The following is a 22,958-nucleotide window of genomic DNA, read 5'->3' on the forward strand; positions in this document are numbered from 1 at the left end:
CGTTTACCTGTTCTGCGTGCTTGCGCCGGGTACAACCCTCGCCGTTGGGGCCGGACCGGCACCTTGCCTGGATGAGTTACAGGTTGTGGACGTCATCCATGTCTATGATCATGCGTAAGAATGTGCGTCCCCTGGACTCGCATCGTTATGCCAGTACTCAACACCAACACGTGGGCAAGAGTGCCGACGCAGCGGCGCGGCACGCCAACCACCATCATCCTCCGAAGAGCGCGCTGGGGCCTTGCTGTCCAATGCCGTGCGTCTCGGCTATTTGGGCGGATTTACCTTCTGTCGCGATCCCCTCCCAATCTCCGTCTACTTGCATCTCCGTTTCTTACCGGGGTCTGCACAGCGAGGCGTTCTCGCGCCTCTATCGTCCGCCCATCGTCTGATCTCGATGTCACCAACTGGCGCGCGTTCGATTTGGCGCGTGCATTCCTGCACAATCGACGCATCGGGAGTACGCATGTATTTGGGAGTTCTGGCGAAGTTCGCCACCATTGGGACGTTGGGCGAACGACGTCGCTTGTCTATCTTCGGCATGACCATTTTGGGCGCCGCTCTCGGCGGATGCCAGACTGTGGCGCCGCTTGTCGCATCCGCGGATCCGGGTGTCCAGGTGCGCCGCGTTGCCTATCGCTCAACCGTAGCGCCCTATTTTAGCTTGCGGCCATCGACACCCGCTCTTTGGCGCGAGCGCAACGAGGCCGTCACTCCGAAACGGAAAGGCGAGGGTGACGAACGATGAAGACATCCAGCACGAAATCGATCGCTCTCATCTGCACAGTCCTGTCGGCGGCGCTCCTCTCCGGATGCGCGTCCTTCTCGTCCGATAGCGGCTTCGCTGTCGTTTCAAACGCCACGGCCTCGATCGAAGGGAAGCAGGCTGCTTTCGTGCGCTCCCCGGACGACGCAGAACGCGCCACGATAGCGGTGCGCGGGTTGCTTGCGCGGACGCTTACGGAAGATTCAGCCGTGCAGGTCGCGCTCCTGAACAACAAGGGTCTTCAAGCGGCTTACAATGAGCTCGCACTCGCAGAGACGGACATGGTCGAGCAGAGCTTGCCGCCGAACCCGACGTTCTCCGTTTCCCGAATATCTGGCAACGGGGCGAGCGAGATCGAACGGCAGGTGGTGGGAGACATCCTGGCACTTGCGACGCTGCCGTTGCGCAGCGAGATCGCACGTGAACGCTTTCGGCAAGCGCAGCTCAGGGCAGCGCTTGCGACACTGCAGCTGGCCGCCGAGGTGCGTCGCGCTTACTTCCGGGCGGTGGTAGCAAACGAGATGGCAGTTCTGTTGAATGACGCCAAGTCTACCGCAGACTCCACGGCGCAGCTCGCCAAGAAGCTCGGCGAGACCGGTGCGATCAACAAGCTCGACCAAGCCAGAGAGCAGGTGTTTTACGCGGAGACCGCGGCGGATTTAGCGACCGTCCGGCAGGAGGCGATCAGTGGGCGCGAGCGGCTGGCGCGCCTTATGGGTCTGTGGGGTGCCGCGCTGTCGTACCGGATTCCAGACAAGCTACCGCCGTTGCCACGCCGTCCCCGGACACTACCGTACATCGAGATGGATGCTGTCGCGCATCGGCTCGACTTGCAGATCGCGCGGATGGAAGTCGTCGCGCTGGCGAAGGCGCTCGATCTCACCGAGGCGACCCGCTTCGTCACGCTGCTCGACGTCGCCGGTATCGACCGGCGCACCCGCGATCCGGAGGGCCCACCGTTCAGGGAGCGCGGGTTCGACGTCCAGTTCCAGATCCCGATCTTCGATGGCGGGGAGGTGCGGGTTCGCCAGGCGGCCGAGAACTATCACCTTGCGTTCAACCGGTTGACCGAGAAGGCGATCAACGTCCGTTCGGAGGCGCGCGACGCCTACCGCGTCTATCGCTCCACCTACGACATCGCCAGCCACTACCAGCGCGAGGTGCTGCCGCTGCGCCAGATCATCACCGAGGAGATGCAGCTTCGCTTTTCGAGCATGCAGGTCGACGTGTTCGCCCTGCTGACCGAGGCACGGCAGCGCATCGCCGCCTTGCGCGCGGCGATCGACGCCAAGCGCGACTTCTGGCTCGCGCAGTCCGACTTGCAGACCGCCGTGAATGGCGGCGGATCGGAGGGCGCCGCGGCGATGACTTCCGCTGTTGCCTCGACCGCGCAGCCGGCGGCCGGCGGCGGCGATTGAACGGAGACGGCAGATGTTTTCACGCAGAGGATTCTTGGGAACCGCCGCACTGGTCACCGCGGGCGCAGTCAGCGGCCGCGTGCAGGCCGCCGCTATTCCGGAGGCGCCGACGATGGACAAGGTGGTGATGCAGCCGCCGCTGCATCCGACCAGCGGGCCCGACTACCGGCCCGTCGTCACGCTGAACGGCTGGTCGCTGCCGTGGCGGATGAACGGCGACTGGAAGGAATTCCATCTCGTCGCCGAACCTGTTGTGCGCGAATTCGCCGACGGCATGAAGGCCAATCTCTGGGGCTATAACGGTCAGGCGCCGGGTCCGACCATCGAGGCGGTCGAGGGCGACAAGGTCCGCATCTTCGTCACCAACCAGCTGCCGGAGCACACCACGGTGCACTGGCACGGTATGATCATCCCAAGCGGCATGGACGGTGTCGGCGGGCTCAACCAGCCGCACATCCCGCCCGGCAAGACCTTCGTCTACGAGTTCGAGATGAAGAAGAGCGGGACGTTCATGTACCACCCGCATTCCGACGAGATGGTGCAGATGGCGATGGGCATGATGGGCATGTTCATCGTGCACCCGCGCGATCCGTCGTTCCGCCCCGTCGACCGCGACTTCGTTTTCTTGATGAGCACCTACCTCATCGACCCCGGCACTTACCTGCCGAAGGTCAACGAGATGACAGACTTTAACATGTGGACGTGGAACAGCCGCGTCTATCCCGGCATCGATCCGCTGGCGGTCAGACTCGGCGACAGGGTGCGCGTACGGATCGGTAACCTCAGCATGACCAACCATCCCATCCACCTGCATGGCCACAGCTTCGCGGTGACCTGCACCGACGGCGGTTGGGTGCCGGAGAGTGCGCAATATCCGGAGACCACGACCGACGTGCCGGTCGGCGCCGTCAGGGCCTTCGACATGCTCGCCGACAATCCCGGCGACTGGGCGTTCCACTGCCACAAGTCGCATCACACCATGAACGCGATGGGCCACGACATGCGCAACTTCATCGGCGTGTCGCGCAAGGACCTGGCGAAGGCGGTCGGCAAGCTCGCGCCAGACGCGATGGTGATGGGATCGACCGGCATGGCGATGGGCAACATGGAGATGCCGGCGCCCAACAACACGCTGCCGATGATGACCGGAACGGGGCAGTTCGGCCCGATCGAGATGGGCGGCATGTTCACGGTGATGAAGATCCGCGAGGGAATGGCGCACGACGACTATCGCGATCCAGGTACTTACAAGTATCCTGCGGGCAGCGTCGCCTACGAAGTCGCCGCACCGTCAGCTCAGCCAGCGCGTAAGGAAGCTCCGGTGACCTTTCCGAATGAGGGCAGCATGAAACAGATGAAAGGCATGCAGGGAATGAAGGGCATGTAGTCTGTCACACACTACTATGCAATAACACCGCAAGCCAACGGACCGACGGGAACGAGAAATATCACCATCACTGCATTTGCGGTCGCGACGGCGACGCTGATCTCCGCCGTCCCATGGCCAGGAGCCGGATCGACCGGCCATAGCCACGACGGCACCTTTACGCAGGTGAGCCCGGAGCTCCTAAGGACCCCTCACGGATGGTCCAGATCACCATGAGCGAGGAGGACGGAAAGATGATGTTTACGCCGACCACGATCGATGTGAAAAGCAAGGGGAACAGATCGCATTCGTTTTGCCCAACAATGGTGGACTGGACCACGAATTCGTTCTCGCTACAACAGCGGAGAACATCAGGCACGCCGAGGCCATGAAGAAGACCCTCGACATAGGGGCATGACGAGCCGATCGACAAGCGGCTTGCACCGAAGACACCCGACGAAATCGTCGCTACGGACAGTCGGATCTTCTCACCGTTTCACGGCTGATCAGACGGTGATCGAAACACTCGCGCAACAGCAGACCCATGGCTGGATCTTCAAACCCAAACACCGAAACGACCGCAAAGGCTCTTGGGCGCGCAACGATCACCCGGCTTATAGCGCTTGACGCTACCATCGTGTCAACAATCAATGCGCGACGCCCGATCGGCGTGGATCGATCACCTCTCGCCGACGTTACGCAGCGTGGAGGGAGATCTCCCTAAGCGATCGATCTCGGGTGCTTGTCCAACGCATTAGGCATAGCAATACAGTCCCGCCAGAAGGCAAGCACGCTCAACTGCGCGAAGCGGTTTCTCGGAGCAGCGCTTAGTGTTTGAGATCGTCGAGAGCGAGCAGATGGTTCTGAGGAATCAAACGCAGATGCGACGCGACGGAGCATAGTATATTGCGCGGATACGCAGCGTACTTCTGAAGGATCTTGCGAAGCTGGTAGGAGTCAGCCGCACGCTTTTTATCAAGCGATTTAGGGCATCGTTTCATCAGACGCCGCATCGATACCTGATGGAGACGCGTATTCGTCGTTGCCAAGAATTGTTGGCAACGACCAGCCTGCCCCTGACGCACATTGCACTGATCTGCGGTTTCGCTGATCAATCGCATTTGAGCATGTCCTTCAGGCGCGCCGTTGGCAAGTCGCCATCACAATATCGAAAACTCGCCTCCTAAGAGAACGCTTTAGAACGGATTACCTGGACGCGTCATCTGTGATCGCGCTATGCTATGCATGTGGACACGAGAGACGCGAGATCGCATTGCGGCGATCGAACAGACGACCTGACGCTATCCGACAGATCTCACGGATGAGACGTGGGAAAGGATTACCTAGTTCTTACCCAGGCCGAGAAGGCGGAGCCGCAAGCCAGGTGCGGACTTGCGCGAGGCGCTGAACGCGATCCTCCACATGACACCCTGGCGGAGGCTGGCGCATGCTGCCAAAGGATCTACCGCCCTCACCGTGTACCGGTGGCTTCGCCGTTTGGTACGAAACCCGCGTCTGGCGGCGGCGGACGCAATGCGGTTGACGCTGTTTCGTACCATCCATGGCGTCGCTTGCGGTTCGTTGGGTGGCGTTTGCAAGCGTAACAGCCTGCCGAACAGCCCTTGCGACGCAAACACCACCACCGCATTGCCTCACGCATCCATACTCCCGAGTACGGTCCGTTGTCTCATTTATTTTGCTCTCGACATTGGTTTTGAAGCCTGCCTCGCAAGCAGGCCCTTGCTCACCCCATCTGGCCTCCTATATTGCCATGTTTGACCATTCTCGATGCTGAGCATTTGTCACTGAGCGTTGAATGGCATCTGGCCTCTGAGTTTGACGGTCCAGGTCTGGAAGTTGGCGCCGATGCCGCCGTATTCGGCGCCTGCACCAACCATCACCCCATTTTCGAATCTGGCGTTGATGCCGGCGGCCGCCCGCGCTGACCAGCCCTGAAGCAGCGGTGTCGAGGCGAGCGGCAGGCCGCCTGCCTGCAGGATCGCGGCAGCATCGTCCAGGTTGAAATAGTAGTCGCCGTAAACACCGGCATAGGGAGCCAGCAGGATGCTGTCGGCCCAGGTGAAGGGATAGACCAACTTGACGCCGCCGGAGGCACGGCCGGTCGAGAAGTCATAGTTCGCCTGGCGGGTGCCGAGCGAGTCGACGTAAGCGCCCTGCTTCTCCCAAAGTGCGTAGACCTTGGCTGACGGTTCGATGGTGAAACCCAGCGCCTGGTAGGTGCCGGTCAGGCCGGTCGAGAGCATCCAGCGGTTGCCGCTGAAATTGCCCTGGGCGGTGCCGGCGACACCGTTGTAGCCGATGCCGGAATAGGCCACGGCTGCATCGTAGCGCAGCGAAGGCGTGATCTTCCAGCCCAGATATGAACCCACGGTCCAGCCGTTGCCGGTCAATTTGCCGTTGATGTCCTGCTCGGTGTAATTGAAGGTCTCATAGCCGCCGACCACACCGACAAGGAAGTTAGGCAACATCCTGTACGTCAGTCCCGCCAGCGCATTGACTTGTAGGCCGTAGAGCGGCGCAGCGGTCGTGGTCATGCCGGCCGCAGTGGTCGTCGAGGTCAGGCGATCTAGACCGGTGCCGCGAACGTCGACCCAGAACAGCCAGTCCTTGTTCTCCCGGATCCTCTTTGGCGACACCTTGCGCGGCGTCTGCGGATCGATCGCGGCGAAGGTGTCATTGATCCGCGACGCGGGATTGCGTCGGCTGCCGCCAGACGCGGGGGCCGCGCCATATGCGTTGCCTGCTCCGCTGTCGAAGATGTTGCTGCGGGGTCCGGTGCCGGACGTGGACGCCGCATCGCCCTGATCGTCGCGGCTCTCGTAAGGGTCCGCGGCGAAATTGAAACGGACGCCCAACTGGCCCGGGGTCGCGAAGATCCAGTCCTGGGCGAATCCCTCGCTGATCGCATCGTCGATCGCACCCGAGATCGCCTGTCCGGAGTTTTGCGCCACGATCCTGGAGAGGTTGACCTGCAGCTGACGCAGCTTGACACTGTCGGCCGGGATATTGACGGTCTGGCTGAGGACGGGCGAGGTGCTCGCGGCGAATACGGTGTTGCCACCATAGCTGGCCGTAATCGAATGAGTTCCGACCGCGAGCGTCGTGGTGGCGAAGGAGGCAATGCCTGCGGACAGCGTGGCGGAGCCGATCACCGCGCCGGCATCCTTGAAGACCACGGTCCCGGCCGGCGTTCCACCGGATCCGGTGACGGTCGCGGTGAGGGTGACGGGCTGACCGTAACTGCTGGGATTGAGCGACGACGCCAGCGTCACGCTCGTAATTGCCTGATAGCTGAATTTGTCGGCCGCGGACGTCGCGCTGGTGCCGCCCGGCGTGGTCACGGTGACGTCAACCGTGCCGGTCCCCGCCGGCGCCGTCGCGCTGATCGACGTCGCCGAATTGACCGTGAAGCTGGTGGCCGCGCTGGCGCCGAACTTCACCGCGCTCGCGCCAGTCAAGCCCGTGCCGGTGATCGTCACCGACGTGCCGCCGGACGCGGGTCCGGAGGCCGGCGACAGCGAGGTCACCGTCGCCGTCGGCGCCGGCGCATAGGTGAAGCGGCCCGGCGACACCGTGCCGCCCGGCGTCGTCACCGTGACATCGACCACACCGCTGCCGGCTGGCGAGGTCACCGTGAGCGACGTCGCCGAGTTCGCCGTGATCCGCGCCGCACTGGTGCCGAACGTCACCGCGCTGGCATTGGCCAGGTTGCTGCCGCTGATCGTCACCACCGTGCCGCCCGCTTCAGGACCCGACGTCGGCGACAGCGACGTCGCCGTCGGCGCCCCGACATAGGTGAAGCGGCCCGGCGACACCGTGCCACCGGCCGTCGTCACCGTGACATCGACCACACCGGTCCCCGCCGGCGAGGTCACCGTGAGCGACGTCGCCGAGTTCGCCGTGATCCGCGCCGCACTGGTGCCGAACGTCACCGCGCTGGCATTGGCCAGGTTGGTGCCGGCGATCGTCACCACCGTGCCGCCGGCCTCCGGACCGGACGTCGGCGACAGCGACGTCACCGTCGGCGCCCCGACATAGCTGAAGCGGCCCGGCGACACCGTGCCGCCCGGCGTCGTCACGGTGACATCGACCACACCGCTGCCGGCTGGCGAGGTCACCGTGAGCGACGTCGCCGAGTTCGCCGTGATCCGCGCCGCACTGGTGCCGAACGTCACCGCGCTGGCATTGGCCAGGTTGCTGCCGCTGATCGTCACCACCGTGCCGCCGGCCTCCGGACCGGACGTCGGCGACAGCGACGTCGCCGTCGGCGCCGGCGCATAGGTGAAGCGGCCCGGCGACACCGTGCCGCCCGGCGTCGTCACCGTGACATCGACCACACCGGTCCCCGCCGGCGAGGTCACCGTGAGCGACGTCGCCGAGTTCGCCGTGATCCGCGCCGCGCTGGCCCCGAACGTCACCGCGCTGGCATTGGCCAGGTTGCTGCCGCTGATCGTCACCACCGTGCCGCCCGCTTCAGGACCCGACGTCGGCGACAGCGACGTCGCCGTCGGCGCCGGCGCATAGGTGAAGCGGCCCGGCGACACCGTGCCGCCCGGCGTCGTCACCGTGACATCGACCACACCGCTGCCGGCTGGCGAGGTCACCGTGAGCGACGTCGCCGAGTTCGCCGTGATCCGCGCCGCACTGGCCCCGAACGTCACCGCGCTGGCATTGGCCAGGTTGCTGCCGCTGATCGTCACCACCGTGCCGCCCGCTTCAGGACCAGACGTCGGCGACAGCGACGTCGCCGTCGGCGCCCCGACATAGGTGAAGCGGCCCGGCGACACCGTGCCACCGGCCGTCGTCACCGTGACATCGACCACACCGGTCCCCGCCGGCGAGGTCACCGTGAGCGACGTCGCCGAGTTCGCCGTGATCCGCGCCGCACTGGTGCCGAACGTCACCGCGCTGGCATTGGCCAGGTTGGTGCCGGCGATCGTCACCACCGTGCCGCCGGCCTCCGGACCGGAGGTCGGCGACAGCGACGTCGCCGTCGGCGCCGCGACATAGCTGAAGCGGCCCGGCGACACCGTGCCGCCCGGCGTCGTCACCGTGACATCGACCACACCGCTGCCGGCTGGCGAGGTCACCGTGAGCGACGTCGCCGAGTTCGCCGTGATCCGCGCCGCACTGGTGCCGAACGTCACCGCGCTGGCATTGGCCAGGTTGGTGCCGGCGATCGTCACCACCGTGCCGCCGGCCTCCGGACCGGAGGTCGGCGACAGCGACGTCACCGTCGGCGCGCCGACATAGCTGAAGCGATCCGCAGCAGAGGTGGCCGAGGTCCCATAGTTTGTCACCACGGTAATATCTACCGTGCCGGTTCCGGCCGGCGACACCGCCACGATCCAAATGTGACGATTAAAGGCAGAGCCTCCCTGCTCAGATCTCACTTCGAAGCTTTGCGCATCGGCATTACCGAATTTTACCGCACTCACATGTATGTTTGGTACGCCCGTCGCAAGAAAATATGCGCCCTCAATCTTCACTTTGGTGCCGCCCGCCTCCGAGCCCCATGTTGGCGAGATCGACGTCACCGTGGGCGTCTTGTCATTCCCTAGGGCGCTCGCAGCGGTCATGGAGCCAGCGAGCACGACGGCGGCCAGAAAGATCAAGCGGATTGCACGGCCGAGAACGGCATAAAACGAATAAAGCACCACTTAACCCCCAAACGGCGTACGGATAGCCGTGGGGCGCGCATAAAATGTTTTGAACACCAGTTATCGGAATAACGGTCAGAATATTTGAAAAAAGAAATCTTCTAATCAGATGCCGCGAGCGCCCGCGGCGCTCGACCTGCCAGCTTCGCATGTCATGCCGCGCCCGCGCCGCCTGACGCCGGTTGTGCGCCGCTCGGCGCACTGCAGGATTTTGTGCCTTGCGCGCGCGTGATGGCCTGTCCTGTCTGGTCTCGGCAATCGTCAGAACCAGCCGGCAGGAGGCAGCGCCGCCATGTGCCAACCAGATCGCATCATTCGTCTCAAGATAGTGCTTTCCCGAACCGGTTATCTCGCTGCACCATCTGCATTGATCGGTGCAGACCGCAATCTCCGCCTTGCGAACGACAAGACGCAGGACGTGACGATCAAGAAGCTGACCCGAGGCAATCCGACGATGGCGGCGAAATTTGCTGAGCTCAAGAGCCCGCCCGCTGAAGCTGCGGAGTGAGGCAGGCAGGAGCCAAGCGAAACAAACGGTGATGTGAAACGATTGGCGATTTTGCGGCGCGCATAATGCTACCAACGAAGATAGTCGCCGCGCAAGTTCAAGATTTCCGATAATAGGAATATATTCCATAACGAAGATTATGCGAATTACAACAACAACGTCACGTCCGAACTGCTGTTAGGTTCTGTATCGCAACTGTCCTCTTAGAGTCTTAGGTCCGTCATGGGAATCGACGACCTTAACGGGGCATTTCGGGCAAGGCACACAGGCGTCCGGGTCAAGCGTTCCCGCAGCGTAAGCGAGGACAACGCTTGACCCGGCGGCGACACCACAAACTATTCAATGGGGTGCAGGCGAAGTCCTGCTAGAAACCAGTGCCGATCACTCGCGGGCCAAAATCCTAACGTCGTCTACGATTGCCGGTTTGTGTCGGTGCGGTCGAAGGACAATCGTCGCCCATCTATTGCCTGCGACAATCATGCACGGCATGATCTGCAGCATGCTTGACCCATTCGATCCGGACAGCTTCATTGTGCGCGCCGAGGTTCATATCCTCGGCATCGAGCCCAAGATCAGCCGCACTCTCGAACTGCCAATCACTCTCAACCTAGCCCAACTCCACGAGGTGCTGCAGGCCGCCTTTGGCTGGAGCGACAGCCATCTGCATCAGTTCAATATTGGCGGTCTCATCTACGGAGCTCCAGAGTTCGATGACGACGGTCTGTCCGACAGCAGGATCTTCGAGGCGACCGAGGTCAGGATGATCGACCTTCACTTCCCCCACGATCCCGGCGAAAACTCTCTCACGATCCTCTACGAATACGACTTCGGCGATAATTGGCGTCATCTGCTGCGCTTGGAGCGCGTCGCGCGCGAGGAGAGCGCCCAATATCCTCGCTGTATCGCCGCCGCACGCTCAGGCCCCCCCGAAGACGCTGGTGGGCCTTCAGGCTATGCCGACTTCCTTGAGGCCTGGCTCGACCCCGACCATGAAGAACATAAAGCGATGCACCGATGGGCTGGCCGCAAGTTCCACCCGGAGTCCTGCAATCTCGACGACATCAACGAGGCTATCGCCAAAGCACTGCGCGCATCAAAGGACGACTATCGCCTCCGTCGAGAAAAGCCATCGTGATTGACACCAACTGGCTGCGCTTCAGTGCCAAGGCTGACCAGCATGCCGGGCGCCGGCTTCGGGGCACGCCAGAGACTTGTGCAGTTCTATTGCGTGGAACCGATCTGCGGTTGACGAACCTGCGGTTGACGAAGTTTGACAAAGTTGCCTCCATATCCAGGGGGCGGAGTTGAGATCATGTCCAAGGCACAGTCAAAGGCCACCGGTAACAAGGATCTGTCCTCCGTCCACGAGGACGGAGTGATGATGGTACTTAAGCAGAAGCCCTCCGCTTTGAAGAGCCTGGCTCTTCCCGCAGACGCTCAGGTCGCGATTGTTTCCAAGAGTGCGACGGCGCTGCGGAAGATTCGTGAGCGCAATAAGCAACTGGCGGGTCAAGCGTTTCGGTTCTTCTCTGGAGCAGCGAAGAAGACCCGTGTCGTTAACAAGGAGGCATTTGCGCCCGACGCCCGTGCTCTCGCTGTCCTCGAGGGCGTCCGCATTGCGCAAGAGGATCTTCGGCGATCAGGAGGCGCGTACGATCTGGACCAGGTCAGAACCCTGCTGCGGGGAATCTCCCGGCAGGCTGTCGACAAGCGCGTGCAGGAAGGTAGTCTCCTTGCCGTTCCCGGTCCCAGCAACCACCGGAGCTTTCCGACCCTTCAGTTCAACGCGGACGGCACTGTCGTCGAGGGTCTTAAGTCCGTCCAGGAAGCGCTGCCGACCGACAATCCCTGGACCATTCTGAATTTCCTGGTTCAGCCAGATGATCGGCTGGGTGGCCGCAAGCCCATCGACCTGCTCAAGGAAGGCAAGGTTGAAGTTGTGATCGAGGCCGCTCAGCGAATGGCCCAGCAAGGCGCGTGACCGCTCCGCTGCCGCCGGACGCTTGATCGCCGCCGTCCCCGCCCGGTCCAGCTGCGGCGGGGTACGGTGGTTCATCGGCTCTACACCGCCGAGTACGATCCGATCTTTTTCGACACGTCGCGTCTCGGCCGGCTGAACGCCCCTGATGGAAGCTACGGCGTTCTCTATGCAGCCCGGGAGCCCTTCGGCGCATTTGCAGAGACATTCCTTCGCGTGCCGGGACGGACCCTGATAGATGCCGGCCTGCTGCGTCGCAAAGCCTACGCTCGTCTCGAGATCACCGCAGATCTTTCGCTCATCAGACGGGCTGGCCCCTCGCTCGCTATTCTCGGTGCGACCGCCGAGGTGGTGCATGGCGGACTGCCTTACGACGTGCCGCAGGCCTGGTCGAGGGCGCTATTGGGCCATCCGCTTAGTCCCGACGGCATCGCCTATTACGCTCGCCACGACGACGATGGCCTTTGCTATGCGCTGTTTGATCGCACTCGCAGCTCAATCCGGGAGATCGATCGACAGACCAACCTGGACCAAGACTGGTTCTGGCGGCTTGCGCAACGATATAAGGTCGGACTAGCGCCTGGCTGACTCTCGTTGAAGCCGGCAGCCCGGACACTGCCCGTCGTCGCTGAAGGAGTCGAGGCAAATGAGCAGTTTGACTTCCTGGCCTGCCATGACGTTCAAGGCTCCTTCATGGCCGACCGGGTCCGAGATCGGGGTCGTCGCCCTCCAGGGATTGGTTGATGGCCGCGTCTATACTCCCGTGCCTTGGCCCGCGAGCTCGATCCTTCCGGCGCATTCTGCGGCCTGAGTTCCTGGCTCCGTGCTCCGTGCTGGAGGCAAGATTATCCGCCCAGCGCCGAGACGTGCTCCAGATCCTGCCGTCGCTGCCTGGCGCGGCGTTCGTAGCTGGCCTGGTTCTTGGTAGCGACCAGCGTGTGGGGACTGCCGCGTCTTTCCGTCGCGAGGTCAAGGTCGCACGTCGCGCTCCGGACCCTTTGCTCGACATGGGTCCTCCGGTCCTGGACCGCCTTCAGGCGCCATTGCTGTTGATCCGGCGCAGTCAGGAACGCGCCCAGCCCGCGGCAGTCGCCGCACGTGCATTTGAGCGGGTTGGTCCTGGTCCAGTCCCGTGGCGCCTCCAGCGGCAGGGCGATGCGCCTGTGCAGGTGGTTGAGCGCGGCCTCCCGGAGCCGCGCGACCACCGGCCACGCCCTGCTCTCCTCCAGCTTGGCAATCGCCAGAGCAGCGGGGACCAGCACATCGTCCGGCTTGTATGTCTTCGGCCAGGCCATTAGGTGCTGGATCGCGCGCGCTGCGAGCCCCGCATCGATCCGACTTGTCGCTGTCAGGAGGTCGACGACAAAGCCTGGCTTCACCGGCGCTGGCCGGGTCCAGACATCGACCTGCTGCTGCGTGGTGGGGTCGCCCGGCATCGCATCTATTAAGGCTTGGCCGATCTGTTCGAGGGGCAGACCTGCCGGCGCCGCAACGCAGCGCGACAGCAGATCGCCGCAGGCGCTGAGATGGGCCGAAGCGTTACGGCTGACAATCCGGATCAGCAATTCCGTTGCGCGCGAGGCAGGCAGAAGCGCGACAGCGCGCACGATCGACCCGTTGTCGGGCGCAGCGTAATGGCCTTCGGCGGACAGTTCAGCGAGAAGCGCATCGATGCGCCCGACGTTCCCAAGCCGGATCTGCAAATCGAGCATCCGGCCAGCTGCCACGTCGTCGTCTGCCCGCGAGGTGCGCGGCCAGGAGCGCAGCATGTGCCCCGAGAGCTCATCGGCCTCATGCCACAACGGCGACGAGATCGATGCGTCGCTCGCCTCCCAGCGCGCCGTCAGATCTTCGAGATAGGGCAACGTTGTGCCGAGGCCGGCCTGGTTCAGCACTGCGAGCCTTCGGGCTGCCGGCCACAACACGAGACCAGCGCGGCGATAGGCGCGCTCGAAGGACGCGCCTTCGTTACCCGTGGCTTCGTGAAAATGCTGCTCGTCCGGCATCAGATTCTCGAAAGCATCTGCCGGGCACAACTCGTCCTCGGCGAATGGAAAATCGCCGAACCCGGCCTCGCCGCCGTCTGGGCGCCGCCACTCGGATAGGATCAGCGCCCGGTCGAAGATTTCGGCAACCTCGAACTCCTCATCGTCTCGACTCAAGCGGTTGCGACGGCCGAAATAGGGGCTATGTTCGGCGCTGCCGCCCTCCTCGATCGACACGAGAGCGAGGTGGAGATCGCAATTCGCGTCAGCAGCGGCCTTCGCCAGCACGGACGCCACGCCCGCATCGGCCCCCTTGAGTGCACCGAACGACAACTCGGCTGGCGTGTAAACGTGCTCTAACGGCAGAATCAGCTTGTCAGGCTCGTCCTCAGCGCCCGCCCAGGTCCGCAGCAACTCCACCACTTGCCCGTGTTCCGCCCGATAATCGGGTGCCTTCAGCGCGCGGCTCGTGCCGGCGAAACGCAAATTGTAGACGAGGGTCAGACGCCATCCCGTCTTAACGGGGCGCACCTCATGCACGCAGTCAGCGTAGAAGGCCGCAAATCCGATCTCCGACGGCTCCTCCGGCCGCAGCTCGAGCACCACCTCCCGGCCGAGATGCTTGACAATCAGCTCGCCACCGCTATGGGCCGAGGGCAGTATGAGCACCAACGTCGCGAACATGCCGGCGACCTTTTCGGTATCTCGGTGATCAACGAAAAAGCTGCCGGTGTCGTAGACAAGAAGCTTATAGAAGTCGGCCGCAACCGGCTCGCCCACGCCGAGCCGGCGGGCTATGTCGGCGACAAGGCCGGCCAGGGTCTTGTCCCAGTGACGTCCTGCGATCCGAACGTTGGCCGAATCGACCTGCCAGGTTCTCCGGACTTCGCGATCGACCAATGTCTCCTCGCCGCGCCCAAAGGGAGCAGCCTCTGCGATTGCGACGAGCCGCTCCGCTTGGGCCGGCAGAACCGGAAAGGCGAGCCTGCCCACGCCGTCGACGTCGATCGTTGGCATGAAAATCTCGCGAATTCCACCGACACAGAAGTCACCCGGGCGCTCAACGGATCGCAGACTGTTGAGCAACCTGGTACCGATCGACGACATGCTAATCCTCCGGCAAGTTGGACGGTGTTTCGTGGATGACCGTCAAGTCGACGCGATCCCACACGGTCGGGGGACAGACCTGTCTGGCCACTTGGCTCGACACCCCGAACAGGTGCGTGAAGTTAATTTTTACCTAGACCGATCTCGGTGGAATCCGCGCGAACGACGTCCCCTTTCTATCACGCGTCATTGCAGCACGTGAACCTGTCGCTCTCCCTTCTAAAGGTACCAGCGTCTCGCGGTGCGATCCTTCACCACACGGACTGTACGGATGTCGTCTTGGGGGCACGAGACGGGGCCGCTGCGCCCGGCAAGGCCGCGGGACAATGACAATTCTTAAGCTTGGTCTGATAGCCTTCGAGCGCGCATCGTGCAGCTTCGATCGCGACCGCCTTGCGGTTCTCAGAAACCTCCGATCCAAGACCTCACGTATAGCGCGACAATCTGGGTGGGAAGCCGCTGTCACCCCGATTGCCGCGCGGCACTCGCGACCGAGAAATGCATCTCCGTCATTTCGAAGAAGCCGGGCGCATATCGCTCAAGGCAGGCGTCACATGGCGGTGGCAAGAGAATCGCGTCAGTTGCACGCTGTGGCCGCGACGTGACGTTCGGCCACAAGATTCACGACAGCTTCCACGCGCTGCAGGTGATGCAGATTCAACACCGCGCCTGCATATTCAAAGAGCTGGAGTATGCGCTTAGATACGTCCGCGCTCGGCGGCCATCCGGCGAGCCCCGATCTCGAGATAGAGTCGAGCGGCGCGGGTACGCTTAACATTGTTCGGGTCGCATTCCTTGAGGAGACGCACAAATCTGGTCATGCGCCACATTTCAATGCGCTGCAATCGTTGCAGTAAGGATATGATAGCTCGATGCCAGACTCTACGGCCTTAGCCTGCTCTCTGGTCAATCGCCCCTCCCCTAGCTGTGCGAGCAGGCTAGCACAGCCTCGCGAGATTTGAAGGTTCATTGGCGGTATCTACGTCTAGTCCTCGCAAAAGGATTGACCAATGCGGGAGTCAGATTGGCCACATGGCTAGTATTGTGGCGCCTGCGCAGGCGTCTGTTCCACTTAGGATGCGGATGTTTACCACCATCGGAATGACGAAGGCCCCCCCCCCGTCATTCAAGCGGCTGGTGTCGACCATCGCTTTTCTTGATCGAGCAGAGCGAAGATGTCGTCGGCCGCGACCGGCCGACCGATGAGGTATCCTTGCACTTCGTCACAATTGGCTTTTCGCAAATAGTCGAGCTGCTCGGCGGTTTCGACGCCTTCGGCGACCACGCCGATCCGCAGGTCCTGCGTCAGTGTGATGATTGATTTCACGATCGCCGCGCTCTCCGGTCGGCTCAACATGTCTCGTATGAAGGACTGATCGATCTTGATGCGAGTGTAAGGCAGTTTCAGCAAATAGGTCAGCGACGAATATCCCGTCCCGAAATCGTCAAGTGCCACCGTCACTCCCAATTGTAGGAGTGAGTTCAGGATCGATGATGCCGGCGCGTACTTCGAGATCAGCATCGACTCGGTTATTTCGATTTCGAGACGGTGAGGAGCAACTCTGGCTTGCGAAAGGGCCTGCACGATGGTCTCAAGGATGCTGACGTTATGGAATTGAGCTGCCGAAAAATTCACCGCGATCCTGAGGTCCGACGGCCAGTTCGATAGGGTCGCGCAGGCGCGTCGCACCACCCACTCACCGATTCCGTGGATCAGTCCGGTTTCTTCGGCGATTGGGATGAACTCGGTCGGGGAAATTACCCCACGGACGGGGTGGCGCCAGCGCAGCAACGCCTCAAAGCCAGTGATTCGGTTCGCGTGAATATCAAAGAACGGTTGGTAGAGGAGGAACAGTTCATCTCTATCGATCGCGAGCTCCAGATCCCGCTGCAACGCCCTGCGCTCGTGCGCAGATTTGTCGTCGTTGATCTCAAAGAAGCAGATCGTTCCCGGCCCCGTTTGCTTGGCACGATAGAGCGCAATGTCGGCATTCCTCAGGAGCTCATGAGGCACGTCGCCGTCGCGCGGGGCCACTGCGATTCCGACGCTGGCCGCCCCCGCGATCTCGCATTTTTCGATGGCGAATGGTTGGGCGAAGGCGCCGACGAACCGCTCGGCGACTTCGAAGGCATCCTCAACCTTTGTCAGATTGGTCATAACAAGCGCAAATTCATCGCCGCCGATGCGCGCAACAGTATCAGTCTGCCGTACGCATCGCTGTAGTCTTGCCGCAGCCTGCACGAGAAATTCATCGCCAGCGGGGTGGCCGAATTTGTCGTTCACGTCCTTGAAGCGATCGAGGTCGAGAAGAAGAACCGCGAACTCCTCGCCCGTGCGAGCGAGCCTGTTGAGGGCACCTTCGAGGCACTCATTGAAGGCGAAACGGTTCGGCAGTTGGGTCAGCGGATCCCGTCGCCCCCTCCTTTCGGCCTCCAGTTGAGCAATGGCGCGTCTGGTAAACGCGAACGAATTGGCGAAAACGCCGCGCAGGAGCACGAAGCCATAGGCCACGACCAGGATAGCGACGAGCAGATAGGCTAAATCGTCGTTTCTGCCGAGGCAAATTGCCGTACCCACAAAGATCGGAGCCGTGAACGCAACTGCCGCCACCGGAATCGTGGCGAAGGCAAACGCACCACCTGCAAGCATCCCAGAGCAGAGACATGTTATGACGAGCTGCCCGCCATTGGAGGCGTTCGCGAAGAAAGCCACCGGCACAATTGCCCAGGCGGTTCCGAGAACCAGCGCATTCCGTACCAACCGGTGCATGGCCTGGCGCGACACGAACTGGGGCTTCGTCAACTGTCGTGATGAACGCGCTCTCAGGCCTATCGATAGCGCGCCGCAGACGACAGTCGCCGCCCAGATCAGGGCAAAGTTTCTGTCTGGCGAATGCCAAAGCGCAATTGCGAGCACGGCCGCATTGCAGGCGTTGGCCAGCATGATGCCCAGCGAATAGCCAAGCACGAGGGAGATCTGCTCGGCACGAATGTATCCTGCAGCCGCTTCATCGGTGGCCGGCCCGCCAAATGCCGCCAAATCTCCGGCTAGGAGCTTCGAGAGCCAGGAGTTCAGATATGCCCTCATTCCGGGACCCTGCAGGACTGGTTATGGCGGTGGCGCCAGCTCTGGAAGGTCGCGGCAAATCTTTGACAAAGGATAAACTCTTGATTGTACCAGCCGCCTCGCGACACCTCACGGCGCGCTGGATTCATTGTTGAGGCGTGGACCGGTTAAAATTGAAGACGAACTCTGTTCGTTTCGTACAGACGACCTATTGCTTTGATAGATCGCAAATTTGAGTTAACTCGCGCGCGGACAGCCTCAGCGCCAACGAGATGAAACGGCGGGGTGCGAGATCGATCGGGCTCGACGAAGGTGTGGCGACGGCGCATTCCGTAGTTGAGTCGCTTGCTCCGACGACTTTCTCCCTTTACGTGGGCCTCATGGTTCGCTTTCTTGCTGCACGGCACGCCAGCCAATAAAACGGCCGGTCTTTCGGTAGAGGTGCCGATTATCCTTTTTGTTCGATCGAGCCAGCCTTCATTGCCGTCGGCGAAACCGTTGTGGCGCGCGAAACCCTCGCGAGTGCGCTAGATAGCGCCACCAACAACCACAAGGACGAAACCATCTTCGTCCGCGCCGACAAGTCGCTGAGCTATGGCGAGCTGATGGAGGTGATGAACACCTCGCGCGACGGCGGCTATCTCAAGCTCGCGCTGGTCGGGCTGGAAGCGCCGGCGGCGAAGCCATGAACGCCCGCGCCCTGCATCTGCCTGACAATCGCGGCGTATCACGTTGGACGCTGGCCGCGCTGTCAATCCTGCTGGCGCATGCCGCAATCGTGGCCGCCATTGCACTGTGGTATTCCCGCAGGCCCGTCGAGCCCAACATCATTCCTGCGATCAGCGTGACGCTCGCCCCAGTCGAAGCCAGCTCGCCCGAAATCCAGAACCAGGACATCAGCGCGCGATAGCTATCTCGCGCCGGTCGCTTTCGCGCGCTGACGTCTGCCGTGAGATCAATAGTTTCGTCGCGATGAGGATTTTCCATGCCGGGGACTGGAGATCTGGAGCAATAGACCGCACGGTCAGAGCAGCAGACCAACCCATTTGCCTCGGTCGAAGCGCTTCACCGGCGCGGCATTTCCATATCGGCCGATCGCCCGGACTTGAACCCTATACCCCATATGGGAGATGAGTGGCGTTGTCGCATTCGCTTTATCTGTGTCAGCCTCACAGTGGAGCAGCTCGATTTGAGCAAGCAGACATACTTCGGTCCTAAATTCGATATTTTCACCTGCAGTCCGCCTTCATTCGCCGCGTTAGGCGCTGTATGCATTCTAGTGGGCGCCGCACTCGCTCTGAGGGTGGACGTGCATAAGTCGCGCGCCGCACTTGTGGAAACCTGTGCAGGGGCGTTCTTTATCCTCGGCCTCGGTTTGCTGGGACACGCATTGCCACACATTCCCTGATTGTTGGCGGTCGGTTAAGTCTAATCAAAAAGAGCCGACCGCCTGACAGATTGAGTCGGATGGGAACGGATTGAGTAGCATTTTCTTGCCTTCCAGTCAGTGATGGCCACACCCGAGTGAATGCCGCCGGCAGGGCCACTTTCGAAAAGTGCTCTCAAGAGCACCAATTCGTCTTCGCGCTTGAGTGCGTCCGTCCTTATCCCGAATGGGAGATGCTCCGGGTCATCGTCTGCGGCTTAAAGAGGAAAGTTAGATTGTCACGCCCTCTGGCATGAGTCATGTCCGATCCGAACAAATATTTCTGTTGCCCCAAGCTTCTTGGTTTGACTGACCGTGAAAGTTCGCGAGTTTGCGCAAATTGATGCACTACCACCCGTGGACACTGAAGGAAAAATCGCGTGGACCTTCGAAGGCGTTCCACTCACTGCGCGAGAGCATCGCTGGCTCACCTGTATGACAAGCACCGGAGGACGGTACGCGCCCAAGGTCATACCGAGGGCGGGTCGAGCTTGACGGCGCTGCCAATTCGGCTGTTAGGCGATTCATCATCTCAATGGCGAAGTTCTGGAGATATACCTGGGAGCGCTCGATGATTACGAAAATGGCGACCCTGCTCTCGTGTTGGTTGGTGATCTTTGCCTCAACATTTGCAGGCGCGCGGGCGCAGAATTTGTCAAGTGCGGAGGCGCGCTTGAGAGAGAAGAACATCACGCTGCCGGCTGATGCCATACCAGCCGGAAACTATGTCAACGCGGTGCAAGTTGGAAATCTCCTGTTCCTGGCCGGCAACGCGTCAGGCGGGGTGAAGGGTAAGGTCGGACGGGATTTGACAGTCGAACAAGGCTATGACGCCGCCCGGCAGGCCGGCTTGATCATGCTGGCAAAAGTGCGGGCGGCGCTGGGTGGTCTCGATCGGGTGAAACGTGTGGTCAAAGTGGTCGGCATGGTGAACTCGGCCGACGACTTCACTGACCAGCCTAAGGTGGTCAATGGATTTTCCGACCTGATGGTCGAGGTATTCGGCGCATCGGTTGGTAAGCACGCTCGCTCCTCGTTGGGCGTGGCGGCACTTCCTAACAATGCCCCGGTCGAAGTGGAAATGATCCTTGAGATCGATCCAGTCGAAGCAGGATGGGTTCTCGAGGTAGAGTAGCCTTGTCGCTGGTCGCAATCAGTTACACACAATGCTCTTGCCGAAGGAGATTCTAATGCGGGCGTTGACGACAATCGCTGCGTCGACATGCTTGACCGGATTTCTCATGGCGGCACAAAGCGCCGAGGCTCGCATTACGCGCATCGAGATAACCAAGATCGAGGCCGCTTTTGCCGGTCAAAGCTTTGGCAAGGTTGGTTCCTATGAGAGAGTGGTCGGCAACGCTTACGGGGAGGTTGATCCGACGGCCGAGAGCAACGTAATCATCCAGGATATCAACCTGGCGCCACGCAATCAGCGGGGCATGGTCGAGTATGTCACGGACATCGACATTCTAAGGCCAGCCGACCTTGGCAAGAGCAACGGCGTGCTGTTCTTCAATATCGTCAACCGCGGCAACAAGGGTGGCCTCTCCCTGTTCAACGTGGACATGCCGTTCGAAACCACCGCCAACAACAACCTCGCCAGTGCAGGGGACGGCTTCCTGCAACGGCAGGGGTACGTTATCGTCTGGTTCGGTTGGCAAGCCGACGTGGCGCCCGGAAGCGATCGGCTGACCATGCACGTGCCGATTGCCCGTAATCCGGATCAATCATCGATCACGGGTCTTGTGCGAAGTGAACTGACGACCAGTCCACTGATCGTTCCGCCAGCGGCAACAACGACGCTAGACCTGTCGAGTGGTTGGTTCACAAAGCTGGCCACTCACCCTTATCCTACTGTCAGTCTCGCGAACCGCACTTCGCTCCCTGATGGTTTTCTGCCTCGGCTCACTGTCCGCCGGCATGAATTCGAGCCGCGGACTCCGATCCCGAACACCGAGTGGGCGTTCGGTGCCTGCGGGTCCGGCGAGCCCGCGACCAGCGACACGCAGATCTGTTATCCTGCGGGATTCAGGCCGGGCTTCCTCTATGAATTGACATATCGCGCAAAGGACCCGCTGGTGCTCGGGCTCGGTTTTGCGGCAGCTTGCAACCCTTTCACCTATCGCTTGCCAAACGCACCAAAGCACCGTGCACCGACGTGACAACGAGAGCGCTGCCCTTCAAAGAATTGATTGCCACCGAACTGGCGCGCATCGAGGCCCGCCTTGCGAATACGCCACACGGGCCGGAGCGCGAACTGCTTGACCGCAAACTGCGTCGGCTCAGGACTGCGTTCAACGTCGATAATTGGGCGTGTCCGACCGAGTCGAAACCTTCTGATTAGGCGACGCCAATGGGAGCCGCCTGGCGCTGACAGAGTTTGCTTCAGATCGGAACGGCCAAGTCCAATTTTTCTGCTACAGACCCTTGCTCCAGAAAAACACTGTCCTATTTCAGCTGCGCCCGCGTTGGCACTCGCGGGCGAGGATTGCTAGCAATCCAGAAATTGTCAACTCATGCAGATGTTTAGGAGGTCCGTATGAATTTCCGTCCGCTTCACGACCGCGTCGTGGTCAGGCGCATCGACGCTGAAGAGAAGACCGCTGGCGGTATCATCATTCCCGACACAGCCAAGGAAAAGCCCTCGCAAGGCGAAGTCATCGCCGTTGGGCCGGGCGGCCGCGATGAGACCGGCAAGCTGATTCCGATCGACGTCCAGGTCGGCGACCGCGTGCTGTTTGGCAAGTGGTCGGGCACCGAGGTCAAGATCGACGGCCAGGAGCTCTTGATCATGAAGGAGAGCGACATCATGGGCGTTCTCACCAACGTGTCTTCCAGCAAGAAGGCCGCCTAATCCACCGCTCGCACCGCTCACCCCTGAGGAGCGCCTGCCGGGCGCCCGCCAAGGGTGAGAAAAAACGAAACTCAGGGAAATCAACTATGTCAGCCAAAGAAGTCAAATTCGGCGTGGACGCACGCGACCGCATGCTGCGCGGTGTCGACATCCTTGCCAACGCGGTGAAGGTCACCCTCGGTCCGAAGGGCCGCAACGTGGTGCTCGACAAGTCGTTCGGCGCGCCCCGCATCACCAAGGACGGCGTCACCGTCGCCAAGGAGATCGAGCTCGACGACAAGTTCGAGAACATGGGCGCCCAGATGGTGCGCGAAGTCGCCTCCAAGTCCGCTGACGCGGCCGGCGACGGCACCACCACGGCGACCGTGCTTGCGGCTGCGATCGTCCGCGAGGGCGCCAAGTCGGTCGCCGCCGGCATGAACCCGATGGATCTGAAGCGCGGTATCGACCTCGCGGTCGAAGCCGTCGTGGCCGACCTCCAGAAGAACTCGAAGAAGGTCACCTCGAACGAGGAGATCGCCCAGGTCGGCACCATTTCGGCCAACGGCGATGCCGAGATCGGCAAGTTCCTCGCCGACGCCATGAAGAAGGTCGGCAACGAGGGCGTGATCACGGTCGAGGAAGCCAAGTCGCTCGAGACCGAACTCGACGTCGTCGAGGGCATGCAGTTCGACCGCGGCTACATCTCGCCCTACTTCGTCACCAACGCCGACAAGATGCGCGTTGAGATGGACGACGCCTACATCCTCATCAACGAGAAGAAGCTCTCCTCGCTGAACGAGCTGCTGCCGCTGCTCGAGGC

General features: G+C 61.6%; 13 protein-coding genes and 3 pseudogenes. 13 read left to right on the forward strand and 3 right to left on the reverse strand.

Annotation, left to right across the window (positions count from 1 at the left end; genetic code table 11):
* The first annotated feature begins 744 nt into the window (after window positions 1-744).
* From J2R78_RS44560 to J2R78_RS45600, 3 genes are all read left to right on the forward strand, one after another.
* Window positions 745-2,184, forward strand: a complete 1,440-nt coding sequence (locus J2R78_RS44560) for a TolC family protein (RefSeq protein ID WP_253610391.1) — start codon at window positions 745-747, stop codon at window positions 2,182-2,184.
* A 13-nt stretch (window positions 2,185-2,197) separates the two neighbouring features.
* Window positions 2,198-3,571: a multicopper oxidase family protein gene (locus J2R78_RS44565; RefSeq protein ID WP_253610390.1), complete on the forward strand. Its 1,374-nt coding sequence runs from the start codon at window positions 2,198-2,200 to the stop codon at window positions 3,569-3,571.
* Between the two features lie 926 nt (window positions 3,572-4,497).
* The gene (locus J2R78_RS45600) at window positions 4,498-4,737 is read left to right on the forward strand and encodes a helix-turn-helix domain-containing protein (protein WP_375167203.1); all 240 of its coding nucleotides are present in this window, start codon (window positions 4,498-4,500) and stop codon (window positions 4,735-4,737) included.
* A 615-nt stretch (window positions 4,738-5,352) separates the two neighbouring features.
* Here the strand turns inward: J2R78_RS45600 and J2R78_RS44570 are convergent.
* Window positions 5,353-9,150 carry an IPT/TIG domain-containing protein gene (locus J2R78_RS44570; RefSeq protein WP_253610635.1) on the reverse strand — a complete coding sequence of 1,266 codons (3,798 nt, stop codon included), beginning with the start codon at window positions 9,148-9,150 and terminating at the stop codon, window positions 5,353-5,355.
* Between the two features lie 445 nt (window positions 9,151-9,595).
* Here J2R78_RS44570 and J2R78_RS44575 point away from each other — a divergent pair.
* The 4 genes and pseudogenes from J2R78_RS44575 to J2R78_RS44590 form a co-directional block, all read left to right on the forward strand.
* Window positions 9,596-9,739 (forward strand): annotated as a pseudogene (locus J2R78_RS44575) (DUF2130 domain-containing protein); the annotation flags it as partial.
* 487 nt (window positions 9,740-10,226) lie between these two features.
* A pseudogene (locus J2R78_RS44580) lies at window positions 10,227-10,878 on the forward strand (plasmid pRiA4b ORF-3 family protein).
* A 173-nt stretch (window positions 10,879-11,051) separates the two neighbouring features.
* Window positions 11,052-11,720 (forward strand): hypothetical protein, encoded by a 669-nt coding sequence (locus J2R78_RS44585; RefSeq protein WP_253610389.1) that lies wholly within the window; start codon window positions 11,052-11,054, stop codon window positions 11,718-11,720.
* A gap of 66 nt (window positions 11,721-11,786) precedes the next feature.
* A complete protein-coding gene (locus J2R78_RS44590) occupies window positions 11,787-12,305 on the forward strand; it encodes an RES family NAD+ phosphorylase (protein ID WP_253610388.1) in 519 nt (172 codons plus the stop codon).
* Window positions 12,306-12,562: 257 nt separating this feature from the next.
* On the opposite strand, the gene J2R78_RS44595 is transcribed toward J2R78_RS44590, so the two are convergent.
* Entirely contained in the window at window positions 12,563-14,809 is a 2,247-nt protein-coding gene (locus J2R78_RS44595) for a 2OG-Fe(II) oxygenase (RefSeq protein ID WP_253610387.1), read from the reverse strand.
* A 1,126-nt stretch (window positions 14,810-15,935) separates the two neighbouring features.
* Window positions 15,936-17,897 carry a bifunctional diguanylate cyclase/phosphodiesterase gene (locus J2R78_RS44600; RefSeq protein ID WP_253610386.1) on the reverse strand — a complete coding sequence of 654 codons (1,962 nt, stop codon included), beginning with the start codon at window positions 17,895-17,897 and terminating at the stop codon, window positions 15,936-15,938.
* A gap of 458 nt (window positions 17,898-18,355) precedes the next feature.
* Here J2R78_RS44600 and J2R78_RS44605 point away from each other — a divergent pair.
* From J2R78_RS44605 to groEL, 6 genes and pseudogenes are all read left to right on the forward strand, one after another.
* A pseudogene (locus J2R78_RS44605) lies at window positions 18,356-18,565 on the forward strand (biopolymer transporter ExbD); the annotation flags it as partial.
* A complete protein-coding gene (locus J2R78_RS44610; protein WP_253610384.1) occupies window positions 18,562-18,786 on the forward strand; it encodes a hypothetical protein in 225 nt (74 codons plus the stop codon). The pseudogene J2R78_RS44605 and the gene J2R78_RS44610, both read left to right, overlap by 4 nt.
* A 1,051-nt stretch (window positions 18,787-19,837) precedes the next feature.
* The gene (locus tag J2R78_RS44615; protein WP_309145060.1) at window positions 19,838-20,437 is read left to right on the forward strand and encodes a RidA family protein; all 600 of its coding nucleotides are present in this window, start codon (window positions 19,838-19,840) and stop codon (window positions 20,435-20,437) included.
* A 55-nt stretch (window positions 20,438-20,492) separates the two neighbouring features.
* Window positions 20,493-21,464 (forward strand): hypothetical protein, encoded by a 972-nt coding sequence (locus J2R78_RS44620; RefSeq protein ID WP_253610382.1) that lies wholly within the window; start codon window positions 20,493-20,495, stop codon window positions 21,462-21,464.
* Between the two features lie 377 nt (window positions 21,465-21,841).
* A complete protein-coding gene (gene groES / locus J2R78_RS44625) occupies window positions 21,842-22,156 on the forward strand; it encodes a co-chaperone GroES (protein WP_253610381.1) in 315 nt (104 codons plus the stop codon).
* Between the two features lie 86 nt (window positions 22,157-22,242).
* A partial coding sequence (groEL, locus tag J2R78_RS44630) for a chaperonin GroEL (protein ID WP_253636062.1) occupies window positions 22,243-22,958 on the forward strand: 716 nt, incomplete at its 3' end.

It is taken from the genome of Bradyrhizobium sp. USDA 4538, from assembly GCF_024171045.1.
GTDB lineage: Bacteria > Pseudomonadota > Alphaproteobacteria > Rhizobiales > Xanthobacteraceae > Bradyrhizobium > Bradyrhizobium australafricanum.